The sequence below is a fragment of the uncultured Anaerotruncus sp. genome (assembly GCF_902490045.1).
Taxonomy (GTDB): domain Bacteria; phylum Bacillota; class Clostridia; order Oscillospirales; family Ruminococcaceae; genus Anaerotruncus.
Window position 1 is genome coordinate 1 of record NZ_CABUCJ010000051.1, and the last position, 16,600, is coordinate 16,600.

At 64.0% G+C, this 16,600-nt stretch carries 15 protein-coding genes and 1 tRNA gene; 11 read left to right on the top strand and 5 right to left on the bottom strand.

Annotated features, from left to right (window positions below; translation table 11 throughout):
- The 6 genes from RDM88_RS07050 to RDM88_RS07075 all read left to right on the top strand — a co-directional run.
- Positions 1-696 (top strand): dihydroorotate dehydrogenase (locus tag RDM88_RS07050; RefSeq protein ID WP_308754160.1); only part of this gene is annotated, 696 nt, incomplete at its 5' end.
- On the top strand, positions 686-1,393 hold the full coding sequence (gene pyrF / locus RDM88_RS07055; protein ID WP_308754161.1) for an orotidine-5'-phosphate decarboxylase: 708 nt from the start codon (positions 686-688) through the stop codon (positions 1,391-1,393). The genes RDM88_RS07050 and pyrF, both read left to right, overlap by 11 nt.
- 5 nt (positions 1,394-1,398) lie before the next feature.
- A complete protein-coding gene (gene pyrE / locus RDM88_RS07060) occupies positions 1,399-2,037 on the top strand; it encodes an orotate phosphoribosyltransferase (RefSeq protein WP_308754162.1) in 639 nt (212 codons plus the stop codon).
- A gap of 120 nt (positions 2,038-2,157) precedes the next feature.
- Positions 2,158-2,385, top strand: a complete 228-nt coding sequence (locus RDM88_RS07065; RefSeq protein ID WP_308754163.1) for an HPr family phosphocarrier protein — start codon at positions 2,158-2,160, stop codon at positions 2,383-2,385.
- Positions 2,386-2,486: 101 nt separating this feature from the next.
- Positions 2,487-3,491: a pyruvate kinase gene (locus tag RDM88_RS07070; protein ID WP_308754164.1), complete on the top strand. Its 1,005-nt coding sequence runs from the start codon at positions 2,487-2,489 to the stop codon at positions 3,489-3,491.
- 129 nt (positions 3,492-3,620) lie between these two features.
- A tRNA-Ala gene (locus RDM88_RS07075) sits at positions 3,621-3,696 on the top strand.
- 360 nt (positions 3,697-4,056) lie between these two features.
- On the opposite strand, the gene RDM88_RS07080 is transcribed toward RDM88_RS07075, so the two are convergent.
- Complete coding sequence (locus RDM88_RS07080) at positions 4,057-4,935, bottom strand: aldose 1-epimerase family protein (RefSeq protein WP_308754165.1); 879 nt, start codon at positions 4,933-4,935, stop codon at positions 4,057-4,059.
- 347 nt (positions 4,936-5,282) lie between these two features.
- Between RDM88_RS07080 and pepT the strand changes: the two genes are divergently transcribed.
- The gene (gene pepT, locus RDM88_RS07085; RefSeq protein ID WP_308754166.1) at positions 5,283-6,509 is read left to right on the top strand and encodes a peptidase T; all 1,227 of its coding nucleotides are present in this window, start codon (positions 5,283-5,285) and stop codon (positions 6,507-6,509) included.
- A gap of 68 nt (positions 6,510-6,577) precedes the next feature.
- Here pepT and RDM88_RS07090 read toward each other — a convergent pair whose 3' ends face one another.
- Positions 6,578-7,135 carry a TetR/AcrR family transcriptional regulator gene (locus tag RDM88_RS07090; RefSeq protein ID WP_308754167.1) on the bottom strand — a complete coding sequence of 186 codons (558 nt, stop codon included), beginning with the start codon at positions 7,133-7,135 and terminating at the stop codon, positions 6,578-6,580.
- A gap of 183 nt (positions 7,136-7,318) precedes the next feature.
- Between RDM88_RS07090 and RDM88_RS07095 the strand changes: the two genes are divergently transcribed.
- The 3 genes from RDM88_RS07095 to RDM88_RS07105 all read left to right on the top strand — a co-directional run bounded on the left by RDM88_RS07095 (position 7,319) and on the right by RDM88_RS07105 (position 13,340).
- Positions 7,319-8,116, top strand: coding sequence for an SGNH/GDSL hydrolase family protein (locus RDM88_RS07095; protein WP_308754168.1), 798 nt, complete (start codon positions 7,319-7,321; stop codon positions 8,114-8,116).
- A gap of 82 nt (positions 8,117-8,198) precedes the next feature.
- Positions 8,199-9,986, top strand: a complete 1,788-nt coding sequence (locus RDM88_RS07100; RefSeq protein WP_308754169.1) for an SGNH/GDSL hydrolase family protein — start codon at positions 8,199-8,201, stop codon at positions 9,984-9,986.
- A gap of 126 nt (positions 9,987-10,112) precedes the next feature.
- Positions 10,113-13,340: a thioester reductase domain-containing protein gene (locus tag RDM88_RS07105; protein ID WP_308754170.1), complete on the top strand. Its 3,228-nt coding sequence runs from the start codon at positions 10,113-10,115 to the stop codon at positions 13,338-13,340.
- A 79-nt stretch (positions 13,341-13,419) separates the two neighbouring features.
- Here the strand turns inward: RDM88_RS07105 and RDM88_RS07110 are convergent, their stop codons facing one another.
- Genes RDM88_RS07110 through RDM88_RS07120 form a run of 3 tightly spaced genes read right to left on the bottom strand, consistent with a single transcriptional unit; the run spans position 13,420 to position 15,347 of the window.
- Positions 13,420-14,355, bottom strand: a complete 936-nt coding sequence (locus RDM88_RS07110; protein WP_308754171.1) for a DUF4097 family beta strand repeat-containing protein — start codon at positions 14,353-14,355, stop codon at positions 13,420-13,422.
- A 4-nt stretch (positions 14,356-14,359) separates the two neighbouring features.
- Entirely contained in the window at positions 14,360-15,007 is a 648-nt protein-coding gene (locus tag RDM88_RS07115; RefSeq protein WP_308754172.1) for a permease prefix domain 1-containing protein, read from the bottom strand.
- Entirely contained in the window at positions 14,997-15,347 is a 351-nt protein-coding gene (locus RDM88_RS07120) for a PadR family transcriptional regulator (protein ID WP_308754173.1), read from the bottom strand. The genes RDM88_RS07115 and RDM88_RS07120 overlap by 11 nt, the downstream gene beginning before the upstream one ends.
- 170 nt (positions 15,348-15,517) lie before the next feature.
- On the opposite strand from RDM88_RS07120, the gene RDM88_RS07125 reads away from it, so the two are divergent.
- On the top strand, positions 15,518-16,573 hold the full coding sequence (locus tag RDM88_RS07125; protein ID WP_308754174.1) for an alcohol dehydrogenase: 1,056 nt from the start codon (positions 15,518-15,520) through the stop codon (positions 16,571-16,573).
- Positions 16,574-16,600 lie beyond the last annotated feature (27 nt).

Below are 16,600 nucleotides of genomic sequence, written 5' to 3' on the forward strand. Positions count from 1 at the left end.
AACCCCGGCGTGGACGCGGCCGTCCGGGAGGAGCTGCCCCGGCTCCGCGCGGTCTATTCCGGGCCGGTCATCGCGAACGTCTGCGGCTTTTCGGCGGAGGAATACGCGGAGGTCGCGCGGCGGTTCGACGAGGCGGGCGCGGACATCCTGGAGGTGAACGTGAGCTGCCCCAATGTGAAGCACGGGGGCCTGGCGTTCGGTACCTCGCCCGCGGCGGCCGCGGCGGTCACGGCCGCCGTCAGGGCGGCGGTCAAAAAGCCCGTCTACCTGAAGCTCTCCCCCAATGTGACCGACGTCACGGCGGTCGCGCGGGCATGCGAGGAGGCGGGCGCGGACGGGCTGACGCTCGTCAACACGCTGCTTGGGATGCGCGTCGACCCGCGCACCGGCCGCCCGCTCGTCTCGACGGTCACGAGCGGCTTTTCCGGCCCCGCGATCAAGCCGGTCGCGCTGCGGATGGTCTTTGAGGTGTGCGGCGCGGTGAAGATTCCGGTCATCGGGGTGGGCGGGATCGCCTGCGCGGACGACCTGCTGGAGTTTCTCTCGGCGGGCGCGTGCGCGGTGCAGGTCGGCGCGCAGAACCTCGTCGACCCGTACGCCTGCCTGCGCATCGTGGAGGAGCTTCCGCGGAAGATGAAGGAGTATGGGATTCACGATTTAAAATCGATCATCGGGAGGACAAGAAATGGCCAATAAAGATGTGATCATCGCCTGTGACTTCCGGAACCGGGAGGAGACGCTCGCGTTCCTCGACCGGTTCACGGCGGAGAAGCCCTATGTCAAGATCGGCATGGAGCTTTTCTACGGCGAGGGCCCGCAGATCGTGCGGGAGGTGAAGGCGCGGGGGCACCGGGTCTTCCTCGACCTGAAGCTGCACGACATCCCCAACACGGTGCGCCGCGCGATGAAAAACCTCGCGAAGCTCGGCGTCGATATGACGAACGTGCATGCGGCGGGCACCATCGAGATGATGGCGGCGGCAAAGGCGGGCCTTGAGGAGGGGGCGGCGGACCGCCGCCCGCTGCTCATCGCGGTGACGCAGCTCACCTCGACGAGCGAGCGCCGGATGCGGGAGGAGCTGCTCATCCCGGCGCCGATGGGTGAGGTGGTGACCCGCTACGCCGCCAACGCCCGCGCGGCGGGGCTCGATGGGGTGGTGTGCAGCCCGCTCGAGGCGGCGCTCGTCAAGGGGAGCTTCAGCGGCGGCTTTTTGGCGGTGACGCCTGGCATCCGCTATCCGGAGGCGCGCGCGGACGACCAGGCCCGCGTGACCACGCCCGCCCGCGCGCGGGAACTCGGCGCGGACTATATCGTCGTCGGGAGGCCGGTCACGGCGGCGGACGACCCGGTGGGGGCCTACCGCCGCGTCAGATTTGATTTTCTGGGGGAGTGATGAGGATGCGGACAGAGACGAAGATTGCAAAGGACCTGCTTTCCATTGGGGCGGTGTTCCTGCGTCCCGGCGAGCCGTTCACCTGGGCGAGCGGCATCCGCTCGCCCATCTACTGCGACAACCGCATCATCCTCTCCCACCCCGCTGTCCGTCGGGAGGTGGAGGCGGCCCTGGCGGCGCTCGTGCGGGAGAGCTATCCCGGCTGCGGGCTGCTCGCCGGGACGAGCACGGCGGGCATCGCGCACGCCGCCTATGTGAGCGAAATCCTCGGCCTGCCGATGTGCTACGTGCGCGGCGCGGCCAAGGACCACGGGCGGCGGAACCGCATCGAGGGGCGCGCCGAGCCGGGCGCGCGGGTGGTCGTGATCGAGGACCTCATCTCGACGGGCGGCTCGGTGCTCGAGGTGGTGGACGCGCTGCGGCAGGCGGGCTGCGAGGTGCTCGGAATCGCGTCGATTTTCACCTACGGGCTTCAGAAGGGCGCGAAGCGCCTCGCGGACGCGGGGGTTCGGAGCGTCTCCCTCTCCTGCTACGACGCGCTGCTTGCCGCGGCCGTGGAGGAGGGCGTGATCGCGCGGGAGGATGTGCCCCGGCTTGAACGGTTCCGACGGAACCCGCAGGACGAGGGCTGGATGGCCCTGTGACGTGCTCCGGTCGCTTGAGGCGGTTTTATACCGTTTTTTTACAAAAACAGCTTCTGGCAGGTGACAAACCGGGGCCCGGGTGTTACAATAGGAATAACCAATCAGGAAGGGGTGTCAGTTATGAAAAAATTCACCATCCGCTTAAAGGAGATCAACGACGTCAAGGAGTTTGTCAACACCGTCTCGAGGTTTGAGGAGGACGTCGATCTCGTCTCCGGCCGCTATACCATTGACGCAAAATCGATTATGGGCATCTTCAGCATCGATCTTGCCAAGCCGATCGAAGTGATCGTCCACGGCGACAACGAAGCCCGTTACGCCGAGGCGCTCAAGGCCTATCTCATCTGATCACGCGGCATCCTGAGGGCGCGCCCCGCTTTGGGGCGCGCCCTTGTTGCATTGCGCCGGCTGATCGGGTACAATGGACGAAAGAAGGGGAGGCGTTTGTGATGGAAAAGCCCGCGAGTCTGGAATATTTTGGGACGATCGGTCCCGCCTGCGCCGCCCCGGACATTCTGGAAGAGCTCTTCGCGGCGGGGATGACGGGGGTGCGGCTCAACCTGTCGCACACTTCGCTGGACGCGTGCGGCGGGTGGCTTGGTAGCCTGCGGGAGGCCGCCTCCCGCGCGGGGGTGCGTCCCGAGCTGCTCATCGACCTGCGCGGTCCCGAGCTTCGGGTCGGGGAGCTGGCCGCCCCGGTGCGGCTCACGCAGGGGGAGACGGCCCTGCTCGGCACAGGCGGCCTGCCGGTCCCGGAGCTGATTTTTTCCGCGCTGTGCCCGGGGCGGGAAATCCTGCTGGACGACGGCGCGCTGCTTCTGCTCGTCCTGCGCTGCAATGAAAAAAGCGCCTCCTGCGAGGTGCTGCGCGGCGGGGTCCTGCATTCCCGCAAGAGCATCGCCCTGCCCGGGGCGGCGCTGCATCCGCCGACCCTGCAGGAGAGCGACTATGAGAACCTCGCGCGCATCGGTGAATGCGGCGTAACCGGCGTGATGCTCCCCTTTGTGCGGGGCGCGGATGACTTGGCCGCCCTGCGGGATGCGCTTTCAGCGGTGGGAGCGGAAGGCACGCGCGTCTTTGCCAAGCTCGAAAACCGGGAGGGTCTCGCGATGCTGCCCGAACTGCTGCCCCACGCGGATCACATTGTGATCGCGCGCGGCGATCTTGGCAACGATATGCCGCTCTGGGAACTGCCCGCGGCGCAGAAATCCGCGGCGGAAATATGCCGCGCGGCGGGGAAGCCGTTCATGGTGGTCACCCAGCTGCTCCACTCGATGCACCACAGCGCTGTGCCCACCCGCGCCGAGGTGTGTGATATCTTCAACGCCGTGCTCGACGGCGCCTCCTCGCTCATGCTGACGGGGGAGACGGCGGTGGGGGCGCATCCCGCCGAGGCGATGCGTATTTTGGTGAAGACCGCGGAGGAGGCGCTGCGCTGGCGCGCGGCGCATTGAACGGGCCGGGCCGCCCGTTCGACTGGGTACGGCAAAATTTCCTCCTCAATTGGGAAATTTATATTGACAAGCCCCACGTTGGATGCTATAATAAATTTCGCGGTCTGAATTAGGACCGCCGCATAAAATGGGGGCGTAGCTCAGCTGGGAGAGCGTACGGTTCGCATCCGTAAGGTCGAGAGTTCGATCCTCTTCGTCTCCACCAAGGAAAGCCGCAAGATCACTACTGGTCTTGCGGCTTTTTGCTGTTTATATGAATACAGGGGCCCGCGAGAATCCCTTCCGAATTCAGCCGAGTTTTCAATTGATTCGCATCTGTTTTGCCGGGTATCAGCTGTCAATCGGGCTGACTGCAAAAGGTGGAACTTTGCGTCGACTGGTGATCTGGAGGACGGAAGGAGGACAAAACCGGATCTGTTAGGCATTGGCACCGGAGCGCCGACGCATTTCGATGGCAACAGGCCGCAGGTTGTTACGCCGGCCAACACTGTGGGAGGCTTTTGGAATTGTTGGATAGACCGGTGGTCGGTGATTTGGCCGGCGGGAACGGCCAAGGGGGAACGGCTTACACGCCGGCGGTGAGGATGTGGGTGCACGACCAGCTTTCGCCGGGCGCAAGGGTGGTGAGATAGGGACGCCCGGAGAACGCGTGCCCGAAATCCGCACGCCCGGGCAGGCCGTGCCACGGCTCGATGCAGAGAAAGCCCGGGATACCCGGCTTGCTCCAGAGCAGCGTATAGGGGTAGCCCTCGCTGGAGATGCGCAGATACCGGCCCGTTTCCGCCTCCTCGAGCTGAACCCAGGAGGAGCGCAGGCCCTTCATGCAGATGCTGTCGTTGTCGAAGAGTCCGGCTGTGAGCGGGACGCCGGACTGCCCGGTAAAGACGGGGGTCTCCTCGCCGGTGACAAGCCCGTTTTCGTCGCAGCGGACCCGCAAGGGGGATTCCTCCCGCTCAAAGCGCACGAGATAGTCGGTCGCGGCCTTTCCCGGCGTGAAGGGACAGCGCAGCGCGGTGTGGAACCCGAGCTGGAAAGGCATCGGGCGGCTGTCCTCATCTTGGACGCGGCAGACGGTCACGACCGAATCCCCCTCCAGCCGGTGGGTGGTCTCCAGCGAAAACTTCCACGGCCAGAGGGCGAGGGTTTCCTCGTTCCAGCCGAGCCGGAAGGTGAGGAAATCGGGTCCTGACGCGGTCAGCGTGTGTTCCAGGTCGCGGGCGAAGCCGTGGGAGCCCGCCTGATAACGGCGGCCGCCCTCCTCATAAAAATTGTCCCGCATCCGGCCGCACCAGGGGAAGCAAAGCGGCGCGTGCCTCCCCCAGACAGCCGGGTCCGCGTCCCACAGCAGCTCGCCGGGCCCGCCCTCCTTGCGCAGCGAGCAGAGTTCCGCGCCGTGTGTATCGACCGCAAGGGTCAGGCTGCCGTTTTCAATCGTGTGTCGCATAAGAACCCTTCCTTCCCATCCTGTTTCATGCTTCCGTTGACCGAACGTCGATTGCCTGCGCTTATGATAGCACGCCTGCAAGCCCTGTGGGGCTTGCGCGCCGCAGCGCGGCGCAAAACCGGCAGCGCCGGTTTGGGCTGTGATGAAATAAGCGCGATGCGCGGCCCGGCCGCGCAGTCCCGCCACAGGCGCGGACGCAATTGACGAACGTCGATTGCCTGCGCTTATTATAGCCGACGGACGGGGAAAATGCAATTTGCGGGGGGCTTTTTCCCTGTACGTGGGAATTGAATCCCGGACGCTTTTGTGCTATCCTAGTTGGGAAGTACTGACAGGAGGAATCACAAATGCAGGTCAGGGATCGGTTCTTAAAATATGTCTCCTACGACACCCAGTCGGACGACGACAATCTCGCCGCGCCGAGCACCGAAAAGCAGCTTGTACTGGCGAACGAGCTTGTGCGGGAGATGCGGGAGATGGGGATTTCCGACGCGGCGGTCGATGAAAACGGCATCGTGACCGGCACGGTGCCGGGCAACGCGCCGGGCGCGCCGGTGCTCGGGCTGATCGCCCACTATGACACGTCGCCGGCACTCACCGGCGCGAACGTGAAGCCGCGCGTGATCGAGCGCTACGACGGCGCGGACGTCGTCCTCAACGGGGAACGCGGGATCGTAATGGAGGTTTCCGAGTTCGGGATGCTCCGCGACGCGGTGGGGGAGGATCTCATCGTGACCGACGGCTGCACGCTGCTCGGCGCGGACGACAAGGCGGGCGTGGCGGAAATCATGACCGCTGCCGAGCGGCTGCTCGCCGAGCCGGGCCGTCCGCACGGGACCATCCGCCTCGGCTTCACCCCCGATGAGGAGGTCGGCCGGGGGGCCGACCATTTCGATGTGGCGGCGTTCGGCGCGGATTACGCCTACACCGTCGACGGCGGCCCGGTGGGGGAGCTGGAGTTTGAAAACTTCAACGCCGCGACCGCGAAGGTGACGGTGACGGGGCAGGGCATCCATCCGGGCGACGCGAAGGACCGGATGATCAATGCCAGCCGGGTGGCGGTAGAGTTCCAGTCGATGCTGCCCGAGCGCCAGACGCCCGAGAACACCGAGGGATACGAGGGCTTCATCCACCTGATGCGGTTCGACGGCGGGGTGGAGGAAGCGAAGCTCGAATACATCCTGCGCGACCACGACGCCGAAAAGCTCGAACGGAAGAAGCGCGTGATGCGCGCGGCGGGCGATTTTATCAACGACAAGTACGGGAAAAAGCTCGTTTCGGTCGAGCTGGTCGACGAGTACCGCAACATGAAGGAGCAGATTCTGCCCCATTTCCACCTGATCGACAACGCGCGGCGCGCGATGGAGGAGGTGGGGATCGAACCAAAGGTGATCCCCATCCGCGGAGGCACCGACGGGGCGCGGCTCTCCTACATGGGGCTGCCCTGCCCGAACCTCGGCACGGGAGGGCAGTGCTTCCACGGGCGGTACGAGCACATCACCGTCCAGTCGCTCGAGCGCAATGTGGAACTGCTCATGAAGATCGCGGAGATCTACGCGAAGCGGCCGGGCTGACCGCGAAAGGAAACCGGGAATTGAAAAAAGGCCGCCGGCGGGATTTCCGCCGGCGGCCTTTTTGCGTCTTACAGGTTTAAAAAGCTGTCCACCAGGACCTCCATCAGCAGATCCGCGTCGGGCGCTTGGTCGAAGAGGGCCGACTGCATGATGGCGCTCTCAAAGAAAAAGAGGAGGCTCGCGGCCGACCTTTCCGGGTCCGGGACGGCTTTGGCGCCCCGCTTCAGGCGGGCGGACAGCGCGTTGAAAAGCAGAGCGCGCTCCTCGGCGACGAGCTCTTTGACCTCGGGCATCGAGAGGGAGAGGGAATAGAGCATCATGACGAAGCGGTTGCGGTCGCGGCTGCCGACCAATTCGTGCAGCTGCTCCCGTTTTCCCGCCTCGTCCCGCGCGAGGTAGAGCTCGTCGATATCGTTGCGGATGGATTCGAAGAGCATGCGCGCCACCAGCATGAGGATCTCATCCTTGCTTTTAAAGTAGTGGTGGATCAGCCCGGCCGCCATGTCGGCGTGCTGCGCGATGTCCTTGACGGAGGTGGATTCGTAGGAGCCCTTTTCCAGCATGCAGGTCTGCAGCGCCCGCCCGATCTGGATGCGGCGCTGCTCGGCGATTGATTGTCTTCCCATGGACTACTCCCCTAAATTTTTTTTACAAATCATCGATTTTTTATTGACATTCCTCAAACGGTATGTTTATAATATAAAATAGATTGGTTGGTTAGTCAACAAATAAATTTTGTTCCGATTTCATTATACCATGATTTCAAAACGATGCAATCGATTTGGGGCCGTAAAATAGGAGATGGGAAAATGAGGCTGCTGGTTGGAATTCTCCTCCTGGGACTGGGAATCGGTGCGATTGTCTGGCTGCGCCTGGCCGGGCCTTTCCGGGCCGGGAACCACCGCAGGTACAGCCTCGGCGGGGTAAAGCGGGGAGCGCCCAACGCGCTGACGGGGAAGACCGTCCTCTGCCTCGGCTCGTCGGTGACCCGCGGGATGGCGGCCGGAAACGTCTCCTTCGCGGATTATATCGCCCGCCGCAGCGGCTGTGTCATGATCAAGGAGGCGGTGTCCGCCTCGACGCTGGCCGGCCGCGGCCGGCGGTCATACATCGCGCGCCTCGAGCGCCACCCTGCGGTAAACCGTGGGATCGACTGCTTCCTCTGCCAGCTGTCGACCAACGACGCCACCTTCAACAGCGACCCCGGGAAGGTGAGCGATTCCTTCGACCCCGCGTCGTTCGACACCAAAACGACGGTCGGCGCGATGGAATACATCATCGCCTTCGCGAAAAAAACCTGGGACTGCCCGGTTGCCTTTTTCACCGGGACGAAGTACGACAATCCCCGCTACCACCGGCTGGTCAACCTGCTGCTCGAGCTGCGGGACAAGTGGGAGATCGAAGTGATCGACCTGTGGCACAACCGCGAAATGAACCGGGTCAGCCCGGATGATTATAAATTCTACATGAATGATGGCGTCCACCCCACCAAGGCCGGCTATTTGGAGTGGTGGACTCCGGTGATCGAGGAAAGCCTGTGCAGGATTTTGGAGGAATGGAACGAACGAAAGGGGCTGTGTGAGTCGACGCCGGATCCGGGTCCGTGAGGGGCCCGGCCGTTTTTCAGAGGGATTTTAACGGTTCCAATATAGCGGCCGCTGTCAGAGACAGCGGCAGGAGGAGGACAATATGTTAAACTTTTGGCGCGCGATTTTCTATTCGGATCTGCTTGCCCCGGTCTTTAATGCCGTCGCGGCCGCCCTGGGCGTGACCCCGCAGGTCTGCAAGGAGTACTGCACCAGCGGCATCATGATGTACGGCCTGCAGTTCACGGTCCTCGTCGTGGCGGTGATCGCCGCGATCGTCCTGATTTGGCTGTTCGGCCTGCTCAACCCCGGGAACCTCCCCAAGTATAACCCCGACAGGATGGATAAGGTCAAAAACAGCCCCCTCAAGGGCAAGCGGTTCATCTTCCTCGGCTCTTCCGTGACCAAGGGCTTCGCGTCCTTTGGCAAGTCCTTCGTGGACATGGTTGCCGCCCGCAACGACGCCGTCTGCGTCAAGGAGGCCGCCTCCGGCACGACGCTGGTCGATAACGGCCCCAAATCCTACATAAGCCGCCTGAAAACCATCGACGCCAAGACCCCCTGCGACGTGTTCGTGTGTCAGCTTTCCACCAACGACGCGACCAAAAAGCTGCCGCTCGGCAAACTTTCCGCGGGCACCGGGCTGGCGGACTTCGACACGAAGACCGTCTACGGCGCGATCGAGTACATCATCGCCTATGCGAAGGAGACATGGAACTGCCCGGTCGTCTTCTACACGAACCCCTTCTACGCCGACGAGAAATACGCCGCGATGGTCGCCGCGCTCAAAGAGATCGCCGGGAAATGGGAGATCTCCGTGGTCGACTTCTGGAACGACGGCGAGATTTCCGAACTCTGCAAAAAGGGCGTCTATCGCAACGACCAGATCCATCCCACCAAGAAGGGCTACCAGGCGATGACCCCCGCGGTTGAGGCCGCGCTGGCCTGCGCGCTGTCCGGCAAGGCCGTTCCCGCGCCCAAGAAGAGCAGCGCGCTCTCCGGGGAGGCGCTCAAAAAGAAGGTGAACGGCAGGCGCGTCAAAAAGATCGTCCTCCGCGTTCTCGCGGTGATCCTGGCGATCCTGATCGTGGTCGGGGCCAGCACCGTGCAGCAGCTTGTCACCGTCACCGGCATGAAGAACGAGGGCAACAGCGACAAGTATGCCCCCGAGGCGCAGGCGGCCGACGCCGACAGCCCCATCAAAGGAAAAACCCTCCTGTGGCTCGGCTCCTCCGTGTTCCAGGGCTTCGGCGCTGGCAAGACCTCTCCCGCCGAGTGGATTGACGCGATCAACGGCACCAACTCGATCGTCGAGGTCAAGGGCGGCACCCTGCTCGCCGGCGTGGAAGCCTCGATCGGCAGCGGGCTCGGCAGCGTCTCCTCGTCCGATTCCTACCTGCCCCGCCTGATGAACCACACCACGGATACCGACCCGGTCGTGGACCTCGTGGTGGTCCAGCTCTCCACCAACGACTCCAAGGGTCAGTGCGAGACGGGCGAGGTCAGCGAGAGCTTCGACATGGACGACTTTACGCTCACCACCACGGTCGGCGCGCTGGAAGCCATCACCGCCTACTCCAAGGAGACGTGGGGCGCGCCCGTGCTGGTCATCACCGGCACCCAGTTCGAGGATGAAATGACCTACTCCGGCGGGCAGAACAAGGACATCTATCAGCTGATGATCGAGAGATGCCACGAGCTCGACGAAAAGTGGGGCGACGACTTCTCCGTCCTCGACCTGTGGCACAACGACGTCATGTATGAAAACGTCGTGACGGGCGACACCCTCTGGCGCTCCTACATGAGCGACGCCATCCATCCCACCAAGAAGGGCTACCTCGAGTGGTGGGGGCCCTACGTTGAGGAACGCCTGTTTGAACTCCTCGGCTGATGTGGACGATTAAAAAAATAATTCCATAGCCCGGCGCGGCGAGCGCCGCAAACAGGGGTCTGATGATCGGGCCCCTGTTTGCGTGAGGCGAAATACGGTCATCCCGATATTGGAAAGGAAATGCCTATGCAGGGAATCCTGGAAAAACTGCGGCGTGACGCGCGGGAAAATCCCAACCGCGCCGTCTATAACTTTTTGGACTGTGAAACGGAGCCGTTCGGGCAGGACGTCGTGACGATGAGTCAGCTCCATTCCCGCGCCACGGACATCGCCGCCGACCTCAGGCGCAAGGGCGCGAAGCGGGGAGACCGCGCGATCATTCTGTCGATGCAGGACGCCGGCACGGTCTACGCGATCTTCGGCTGCATGCTGGCGGGCGTGGTGTTCACGGTGATCCCGCCGCCCATCGACGAGGGCAAGTTCGCGCGCTTCGTCTCGGTGCTCAAGTCGTGCGGGCCGCGCTTTCTGATCTCCAACGAGGGGATGGAGCGCGCTTCCGGCACGAAGGTGGCGGCCCCGCTGCTGCGCAAGGCCTTCTTCCGGGCGGTGGCCCTCAAGCGCGTCTACACCGACCGGGCGGAGCGGTACGAGGGGCCCGAAATTTTCTGCGATTACGGCGCGGACGACCTCGTCTATCTGCAGTATACCTCCGGGTCTACCTCCGAGCCGAAGGGCGTGATGGTCTCCTACGGGAACCTGACCGCCTGCATCGACCAGTGCCGGGAGCTCTTCGACTTCACCGTGGGCGACCACAACATCGCCTCCTGGGTGCCCTTCTACCACAACATCGGGCTGATCGCCGCCCTCTTCATCCCGCTGATTCCCGACCACGGCGTCTCCTACCTGATCCCGACGCTGCAGTTTTTGGCAAAGCCGACCGTCTGGCTGCGGGTGCTCTCCGATTTCCGGGTCAACATCACGGCGGCCCCCAACTCCGCCTACGACGTCTGCACCCGGCTGATCAGCGAAGAGGACGCGAAAAGTTACGACCTCTCCCACGTCACCCATTTGGTCAACGGCTCGGAATTCGTCAACCTGCGCACGGTCGAAAAGTTCTGCGGACTCTTCGGCATCGCGCCCGACGCCTTCGCGCCCGGCTACGGGCTGTCGGAGTGTGTCTGCATCGCCACGCTGGCGAGCGGGGAATTCCGCTCGGTGGAGATCGACCGGGAGAACTACGCGAAGGGTCGCTTTATCCCGGTATCGTCGGGCGGGAAGGCGATCGTCGGCGTGGGGCGCGTGCCCTCCGGGATGCGGATCGTCGCGGTGCGCGCGGACGGCGCGCCCTGCGGGCCGGACGAGATCGGCGAAATCTGCCTGAGCGGGGAAAACGTCTGCGGCGGGTACTGGAAAAACCCGGAGGAGACGAAGCGGTTTGAAACGGAGATTCCCGGGTATCCGGGGCGCTTTTACCGCACGGGGGACATGGGCGCGCTCTACGACGGGCAGCTCTACCTGACCGGGCGCATCAAGGAGATGCTCGTGGTCAGCGGGAAAAACATCTACCCCAGCGACATCACGCTGCTGCTGCACGAGCGGGGACTTGCCCCCGCCGTCGACGCGGTGGGTGTCTTTTCGGTGGAATCGGAGGGCGGCGAACGGCCGGTGCTCTGCGCGGAGTGCGGCGGGGAGACGGCCTTCCGGTCCCTCGCGGCGGAGATCAACCGCGCCGTGGCCGGGTCGTTCGGGTTCTCTTTCCACGACACGGTGTTCGTGGAGGCGGGCTCCCTCCCGCGCACCGACAACCGCAAGATCAAGACCCACGCCATCCGGGAGGCATACGAGGCGGGCAGGCTGAAGATCCTCTACAGCACCCGTCAAAGCGGCGCGGAGCAGGAACCGCCCGCGCCCCGGCCCGGGGCGCTTTCGGAGGACGCGTCGGAGGAGGAGCTGCGGGCGGCTGTGCGCGCGGCCTTCAGCCGGGCGGCACCGGGCGTCGGGTTTTCCGACGAGGACAGCTTCCTTGAGATCGGCGGGGACTCGCTCCAGATGATGGAGCTGCTCTGCGGGCTCGAGCGTGACCTCGGCATCTCCATCGACCTGCGCGAGATGGCCGCCGCCCCGACGGTGGCGGGCATTGCCGGCTACCTCCGCCGGGTGCGCTCCGGCGAGGGGCCGGGCGAGAAGCCCGACCTGCGCGCCGAGTGCGTGCTGGACGAGTCGATCCGACCCGAGGGCTCTTACACGTCCTCCCCGGAGGCGTGCCGCAGCATCTTCCTGACGGGCTCGACGGGTTTCCTCGGCGCCTACCTCATCCGGTCGCTCCTCGAGCGGCGTGCGGAGAGCGACCCGGTCGTCTACTGCCACGTGCGGGCCAAGGACCCCGCCGCCGGGCTGGACCGGATTGTTGCCAATATGAAGGATTTCCGCTGCTGGAAGGAGGACTACCGCGAACACATCGTCCCAATCACGGGGGATTTGAACCTTCCCAACCTCGGGCTGGACCGGTTTACCTACCGGCAGCTCGCGGAGGAAGTCGAGCTGGTGATCCACAACGGGGCGCTGCTCAACTTTGTCTATCCCTACCGGCAGATGAAGCGGACGAACGTCGTTGGGACGGCGGAATGTCTGCGGTTCGCCTGCGCGGGGAAGCCGAAGTACTTCCACTACATCTCCTCCTACAGCGTCTACGACACGCCCGGCCAGTTCGGGAAAACCGTGGCGGAGGACGACCCGCTCCTTTCGCCCGAGGGGTATTTTCTCGGGTATTCCGAGACGAAATGGGTCGCGGAAAAGCTCGTGGGCATCGCGCGCGGGCGGGGCCTGCGCGCCGCCGTCTACCGTCCCGGCGACATCACCGGGACGCTCCGGGACGGAATCTGGAAGCTGGAGGACATGATCAGCCGGTCGATCGTCGGCTGCATCCAGATGGGCGCGGTCCCCGACATCGATGTGAACCTCCACCTGACGCCGGTCGATTACGTCAGCGACGCGGTCGCGGCGATCGCCTTCCAGAGCGGCTCCGACGGCAGGGCGTTCAACATCATCAACCAAAACCTCATGCCGATGCGCGAGGTGGGCCGGCTGATGCGTGGAGCCGGCTACCCGGTCGAAACGCTCCCGTATGAAGAGTGGTGCGCCCGGCTGGCCGCCTGTCCGCCGGACCAAAACGCGCTGCGGATTCTCTCCTGCCTCTTCACCGACCGGCGCGCGGAGGGGGAGAGCCTCGTTGAACGGTTTGGGAGACACCAGCCGCGCTTCCGGACGGATAACACCGACCGGCTGCTGCGGGGGACGGGCGTCACCTGCCCGCCGGTCGACGCCGCCCTGCTCAAAAGCTACCTGAATTATTTTTGCCAGTGCGGATACATCGGCGCGCCCGCGGTTTCAGCGCTTCCGTCCCGGAAGCGCTGACGGCGGCGGGTGATCCGCCGGGGGCCGTATCCGTTTTTTGGGGGCGCCTCGCCCGGAGGGGCAGAGGCCGACGCCGGGGTCAGCCGCGGAGGATGGAGATGTCGCCGCTGATGGTATCAAACGAGAAGCGGGCCCCGCCGTCCTTATAGACGCGGCGGCCCTTCTCGCCGGTCGTCGGGAAGTCGGAGGAAAAATCCCCGCTGACCCGGTCGTAATCGGCGGTGAAGCCATCGTTCTCGGGAATCGAAATAAGGACGCTTCCGCTTACCGAAGAGCCCTCGATCCGTTCGGGGCAGACCGCCGAGACGGCTTTGAAGGAGCCGGAGATGGTGTCGTACTGAATCTCGCGGAAGGAGCCGTCGAGCTGCACCGGGCCGCTGACGCTGTCGGTTTCCACCTCGTCGGCGGTGAAGCCGGAGGAACGAACGCTCCCGCTGACGGTGTCGATCTCGAAGCTGCGGCAGCTGGTATCGGTGATGTCGGCGCTTCCGGAGACGCTGTCGATCTCGAGCTTGTCGGCGGTGATGCCGGAAATCTTGACGGAGGCGGAGGTGACGGAGATTTCCGCCTCGTCCATCCGGGCCGCGAGGGATTCCGGGACCAGGACCTCCAGGGTTTTCACCGGGGAATTGATTCCGCTGAAGGGATTTTGCCGGGGCGCGCAGAACTGGATGATCAGCGTGCGGTCCTTGAGGTAGTGGCGCATCCGCATCCCTTCGTCGGCCTGCCCGCGGATGGTTTCATCGAAGGCAAGCTCGCCGCCCTCGCAGGAGCGGACGGTCACTCCGCCCGAGATCCAGTTGACTTCGATGCTGTCGACGAGGTCGGCGGGAAAGCTGCCGCCCCCGACGGCATAGCGCCCGCCGTCCGGGTAGGAAAAGCCGCCGCCCGAAAAGCCGATCGGCAGGGAATGCCCGAAAAGCCCGCCGCCCGTAAGCCCGACGGCGAGGATGCAGGTCAAAAGTACGACGACCATCGACCAGAGGATGATCCGGATGACTGCTGAAGTTTTCATGTCCTTACTCCTTCAAATCGAAGATCGCCTTGATGATCGAGTTGACCGCTGCGGTGATCAGGAAGATGACCCAGGTGATGTGCCACGCCATCGTGGTGAAGCTGAGGATGAAGTAGACCGCCAGGGCGGCGGACCAGATCGCGCCGGAGATTGAACGGAACGCCTGCCTGCGGTGTCCGCTCTGCATCTTCCACTCCTTGAACTCCTCTACGACGGTGTCGTCCTGCCTGACGTAGACCGGCTTTGACATGCTGTTCCAGATGAGCAGGCCGGTCGCGACGGCGATCATGGCGAACATCGAGACGACGCCGGCCCGGCGGTCCGACAGCATCACGGGGATGATCGAAAGGATGTAGAGGATCACGGCGATGGGAACGACAATCGCGGACCGCCGCCGGTAGCGCATCAGGTTCTCCTGCTCGGAGGAGGAGGCCCCCTCCTCCCGCCTGAGGTAACGGAGCAGCTCGCCCACGTCTCCGACGCTCGCCACCGCGAGATTGTAGGCGGCCTCCTCGCTTTTCCCCTCGGAGAGCAGGTCGTTGTATTTGTCGTTCAGGTTCTGGAGCATCTCCTCCTTGAGCTCGACCGCCTTTTTCCCGGCGGGCGCGTCCTCAAAGAGGGTGTCGATGAAAGCGCGAAGTTTATCCTGCATGGTCCGTTTCCTCCTCGTCTGTAATCAGCGCGTCAATCAGCGCCTTGGCGGTCTGCCACTCGGCTTTGAGCCGCTCGAGGGCCAGCCTGCCCTCGTGGGTGATCGTGTAGTACCTCCGGCGCGCGCCGGTGCTCTCGTCCCCCCAGTAGGAGGAGATATATCCGTTTTCCTCCAGCCGTCGGAACGCGGTGTAGAGGGTGGCCTCTTTCAGCTCGTACTGGCCGCGGGTCTTTCTCTGGATGGCTTTGTTGATTTTATAGCCGTAGCTGTCCCCGAGCCGCAGCTGCGCGAGGATGATTGTATCGGTGCTGCCGCGGATCAGATCGGATGTGATGGACAAAGCATCCACTCCCTTCCTAGAACTTTAGTTATATTAAAGCACAATATACATCGCCTGTCAATGTATATTGAAAATATAATGATTTCCTTCTGGCAAAGGCTGGCGGAGCGGGCGGGTCCGTGGTATAATTTGACTGTCAGAATCCATTCCGGATGAAAGAGGGGTCAAGTATGAAAGAGTCCATGCTGGCGCTTGTCTACCGCGGAAACCGCGAGATCGGCCTGGAGGAGCGCCCTGTCCCGAAGCTCCGGGACCCGCGCGACGCGATCGTGCGGGTAACCCGTTCGACCATCTGCACAAGCGACCTGCACATCCGCGACGGCTTCGTTCCGCGCGCGAAGGCGGGGGTCATCCTCGGGCATGAGTTCGTCGGCGAGATCGCCGAGGCGGGGGAGGGGGTCGGGAACCTCCGGCCCGGCGACCGGGTGGCCGTCACCTGCGAGACCTTCTGCGGCGACTGCTTCTTCTGCCGGCGCGGCTATATCAACAATTGCGAAAAGGGCGGCTGGGAGCTTGGCTGCCGCATCGACGGCGGCCAGGCGGAGTATGTGCGGGTGCCCTTCGCCGACCGGGGGCTTGTGAAGATCCCCGATTCCGTTTCGGATGAGGACGCGCTCTTTTTGGGTGACATCCTCGCGACCGGATATTTCGGCGCGGAGCTGGCGGACATCCGCCTCGGCGACACGGTCGCCATCCTGGGCGCGGGGCCAGTGGGCCTCTGCGCCGCCGAGTGCGTGCGGCTGTTCGGGGCGGGGCGGACCGTCCTGATTGACGTCAACCCCTTCCGCCTGAATCTCGCGAAGGAGCGCGGGCTTGCCGACAACCTTGTCAATCCCGCGGAAACAGACGTCGAGGAGGCGGTGCGCGCGCTGACCGGGGGCAGGGGCGCCGACGCGGTCATCGAGGCCGCGGGCGGCAAAAACACCTTCCAGACCGCGTGGAAGATCGCGCGGCCCAACGCGGTCGTGTCGCTTGTCGCGCTCTACGAGGAGGCGCAGACGCTCCCGCTGCCCGAGATGTACGGCAAAAACCTCATCTTCAAGACGGGCGGCGCGGATGCCTGCCACGGCCCCGAGCTGATGCGCCTGATCGAAGCGGGCCGGATCGACACCTCGCTGCTGATTACCCACCGTGGCCCCCTCAACGAAATCATGGAGGGCTACCGAGTCTTTGAGCACCGCCTCGACAACTGCATCAAATGGGTCGTCACGCCGCCCGAGGGCTGACGCGCCCGGATTTCGCAAAAAAGCCGC

What these genes read in the sequence shown, in the direction of transcription:
- pyrF (WP_308754161.1), top strand. Translation starts at nt 686, where the DNA reads ATGGCCAATAAAGATGTGATCATCGCCTGTGACTTCCGGAACCGGGAG.
- pyrE (WP_308754162.1), top strand. Translation starts at nt 1,399, where the DNA reads ATGCGGACAGAGACGAAGATTGCAAAGGACCTGCTTTCCATTGGGGCG.
- RDM88_RS07065 (WP_308754163.1), top strand. Translation starts at nt 2,158, where the DNA reads ATGAAAAAATTCACCATCCGCTTAAAGGAGATCAACGACGTCAAGGAG.
- RDM88_RS07070 (WP_308754164.1), top strand. Translation starts at nt 2,487, where the DNA reads ATGGAAAAGCCCGCGAGTCTGGAATATTTTGGGACGATCGGTCCCGCC.
- RDM88_RS07080 (WP_308754165.1), bottom strand. Translation starts at nt 4,935, where the DNA reads ATGCGACACACGATTGAAAACGGCAGCCTGACCCTTGCGGTCGATACA.
- pepT (WP_308754166.1), top strand. Translation starts at nt 5,283, where the DNA reads ATGCAGGTCAGGGATCGGTTCTTAAAATATGTCTCCTACGACACCCAG.
- RDM88_RS07090 (WP_308754167.1), bottom strand. Translation starts at nt 7,135, where the DNA reads ATGGGAAGACAATCAATCGCCGAGCAGCGCCGCATCCAGATCGGGCGG.
- RDM88_RS07095 (WP_308754168.1), top strand. Translation starts at nt 7,319, where the DNA reads ATGAGGCTGCTGGTTGGAATTCTCCTCCTGGGACTGGGAATCGGTGCG.
- RDM88_RS07100 (WP_308754169.1), top strand. Translation starts at nt 8,199, where the DNA reads ATGTTAAACTTTTGGCGCGCGATTTTCTATTCGGATCTGCTTGCCCCG.
- RDM88_RS07105 (WP_308754170.1), top strand. Translation starts at nt 10,113, where the DNA reads ATGCAGGGAATCCTGGAAAAACTGCGGCGTGACGCGCGGGAAAATCCC.
- RDM88_RS07110 (WP_308754171.1), bottom strand. Translation starts at nt 14,355, where the DNA reads ATGAAAACTTCAGCAGTCATCCGGATCATCCTCTGGTCGATGGTCGTC.
- RDM88_RS07115 (WP_308754172.1), bottom strand. Translation starts at nt 15,007, where the DNA reads ATGCAGGATAAACTTCGCGCTTTCATCGACACCCTCTTTGAGGACGCG.
- RDM88_RS07125 (WP_308754174.1), top strand. Translation starts at nt 15,518, where the DNA reads ATGAAAGAGTCCATGCTGGCGCTTGTCTACCGCGGAAACCGCGAGATC.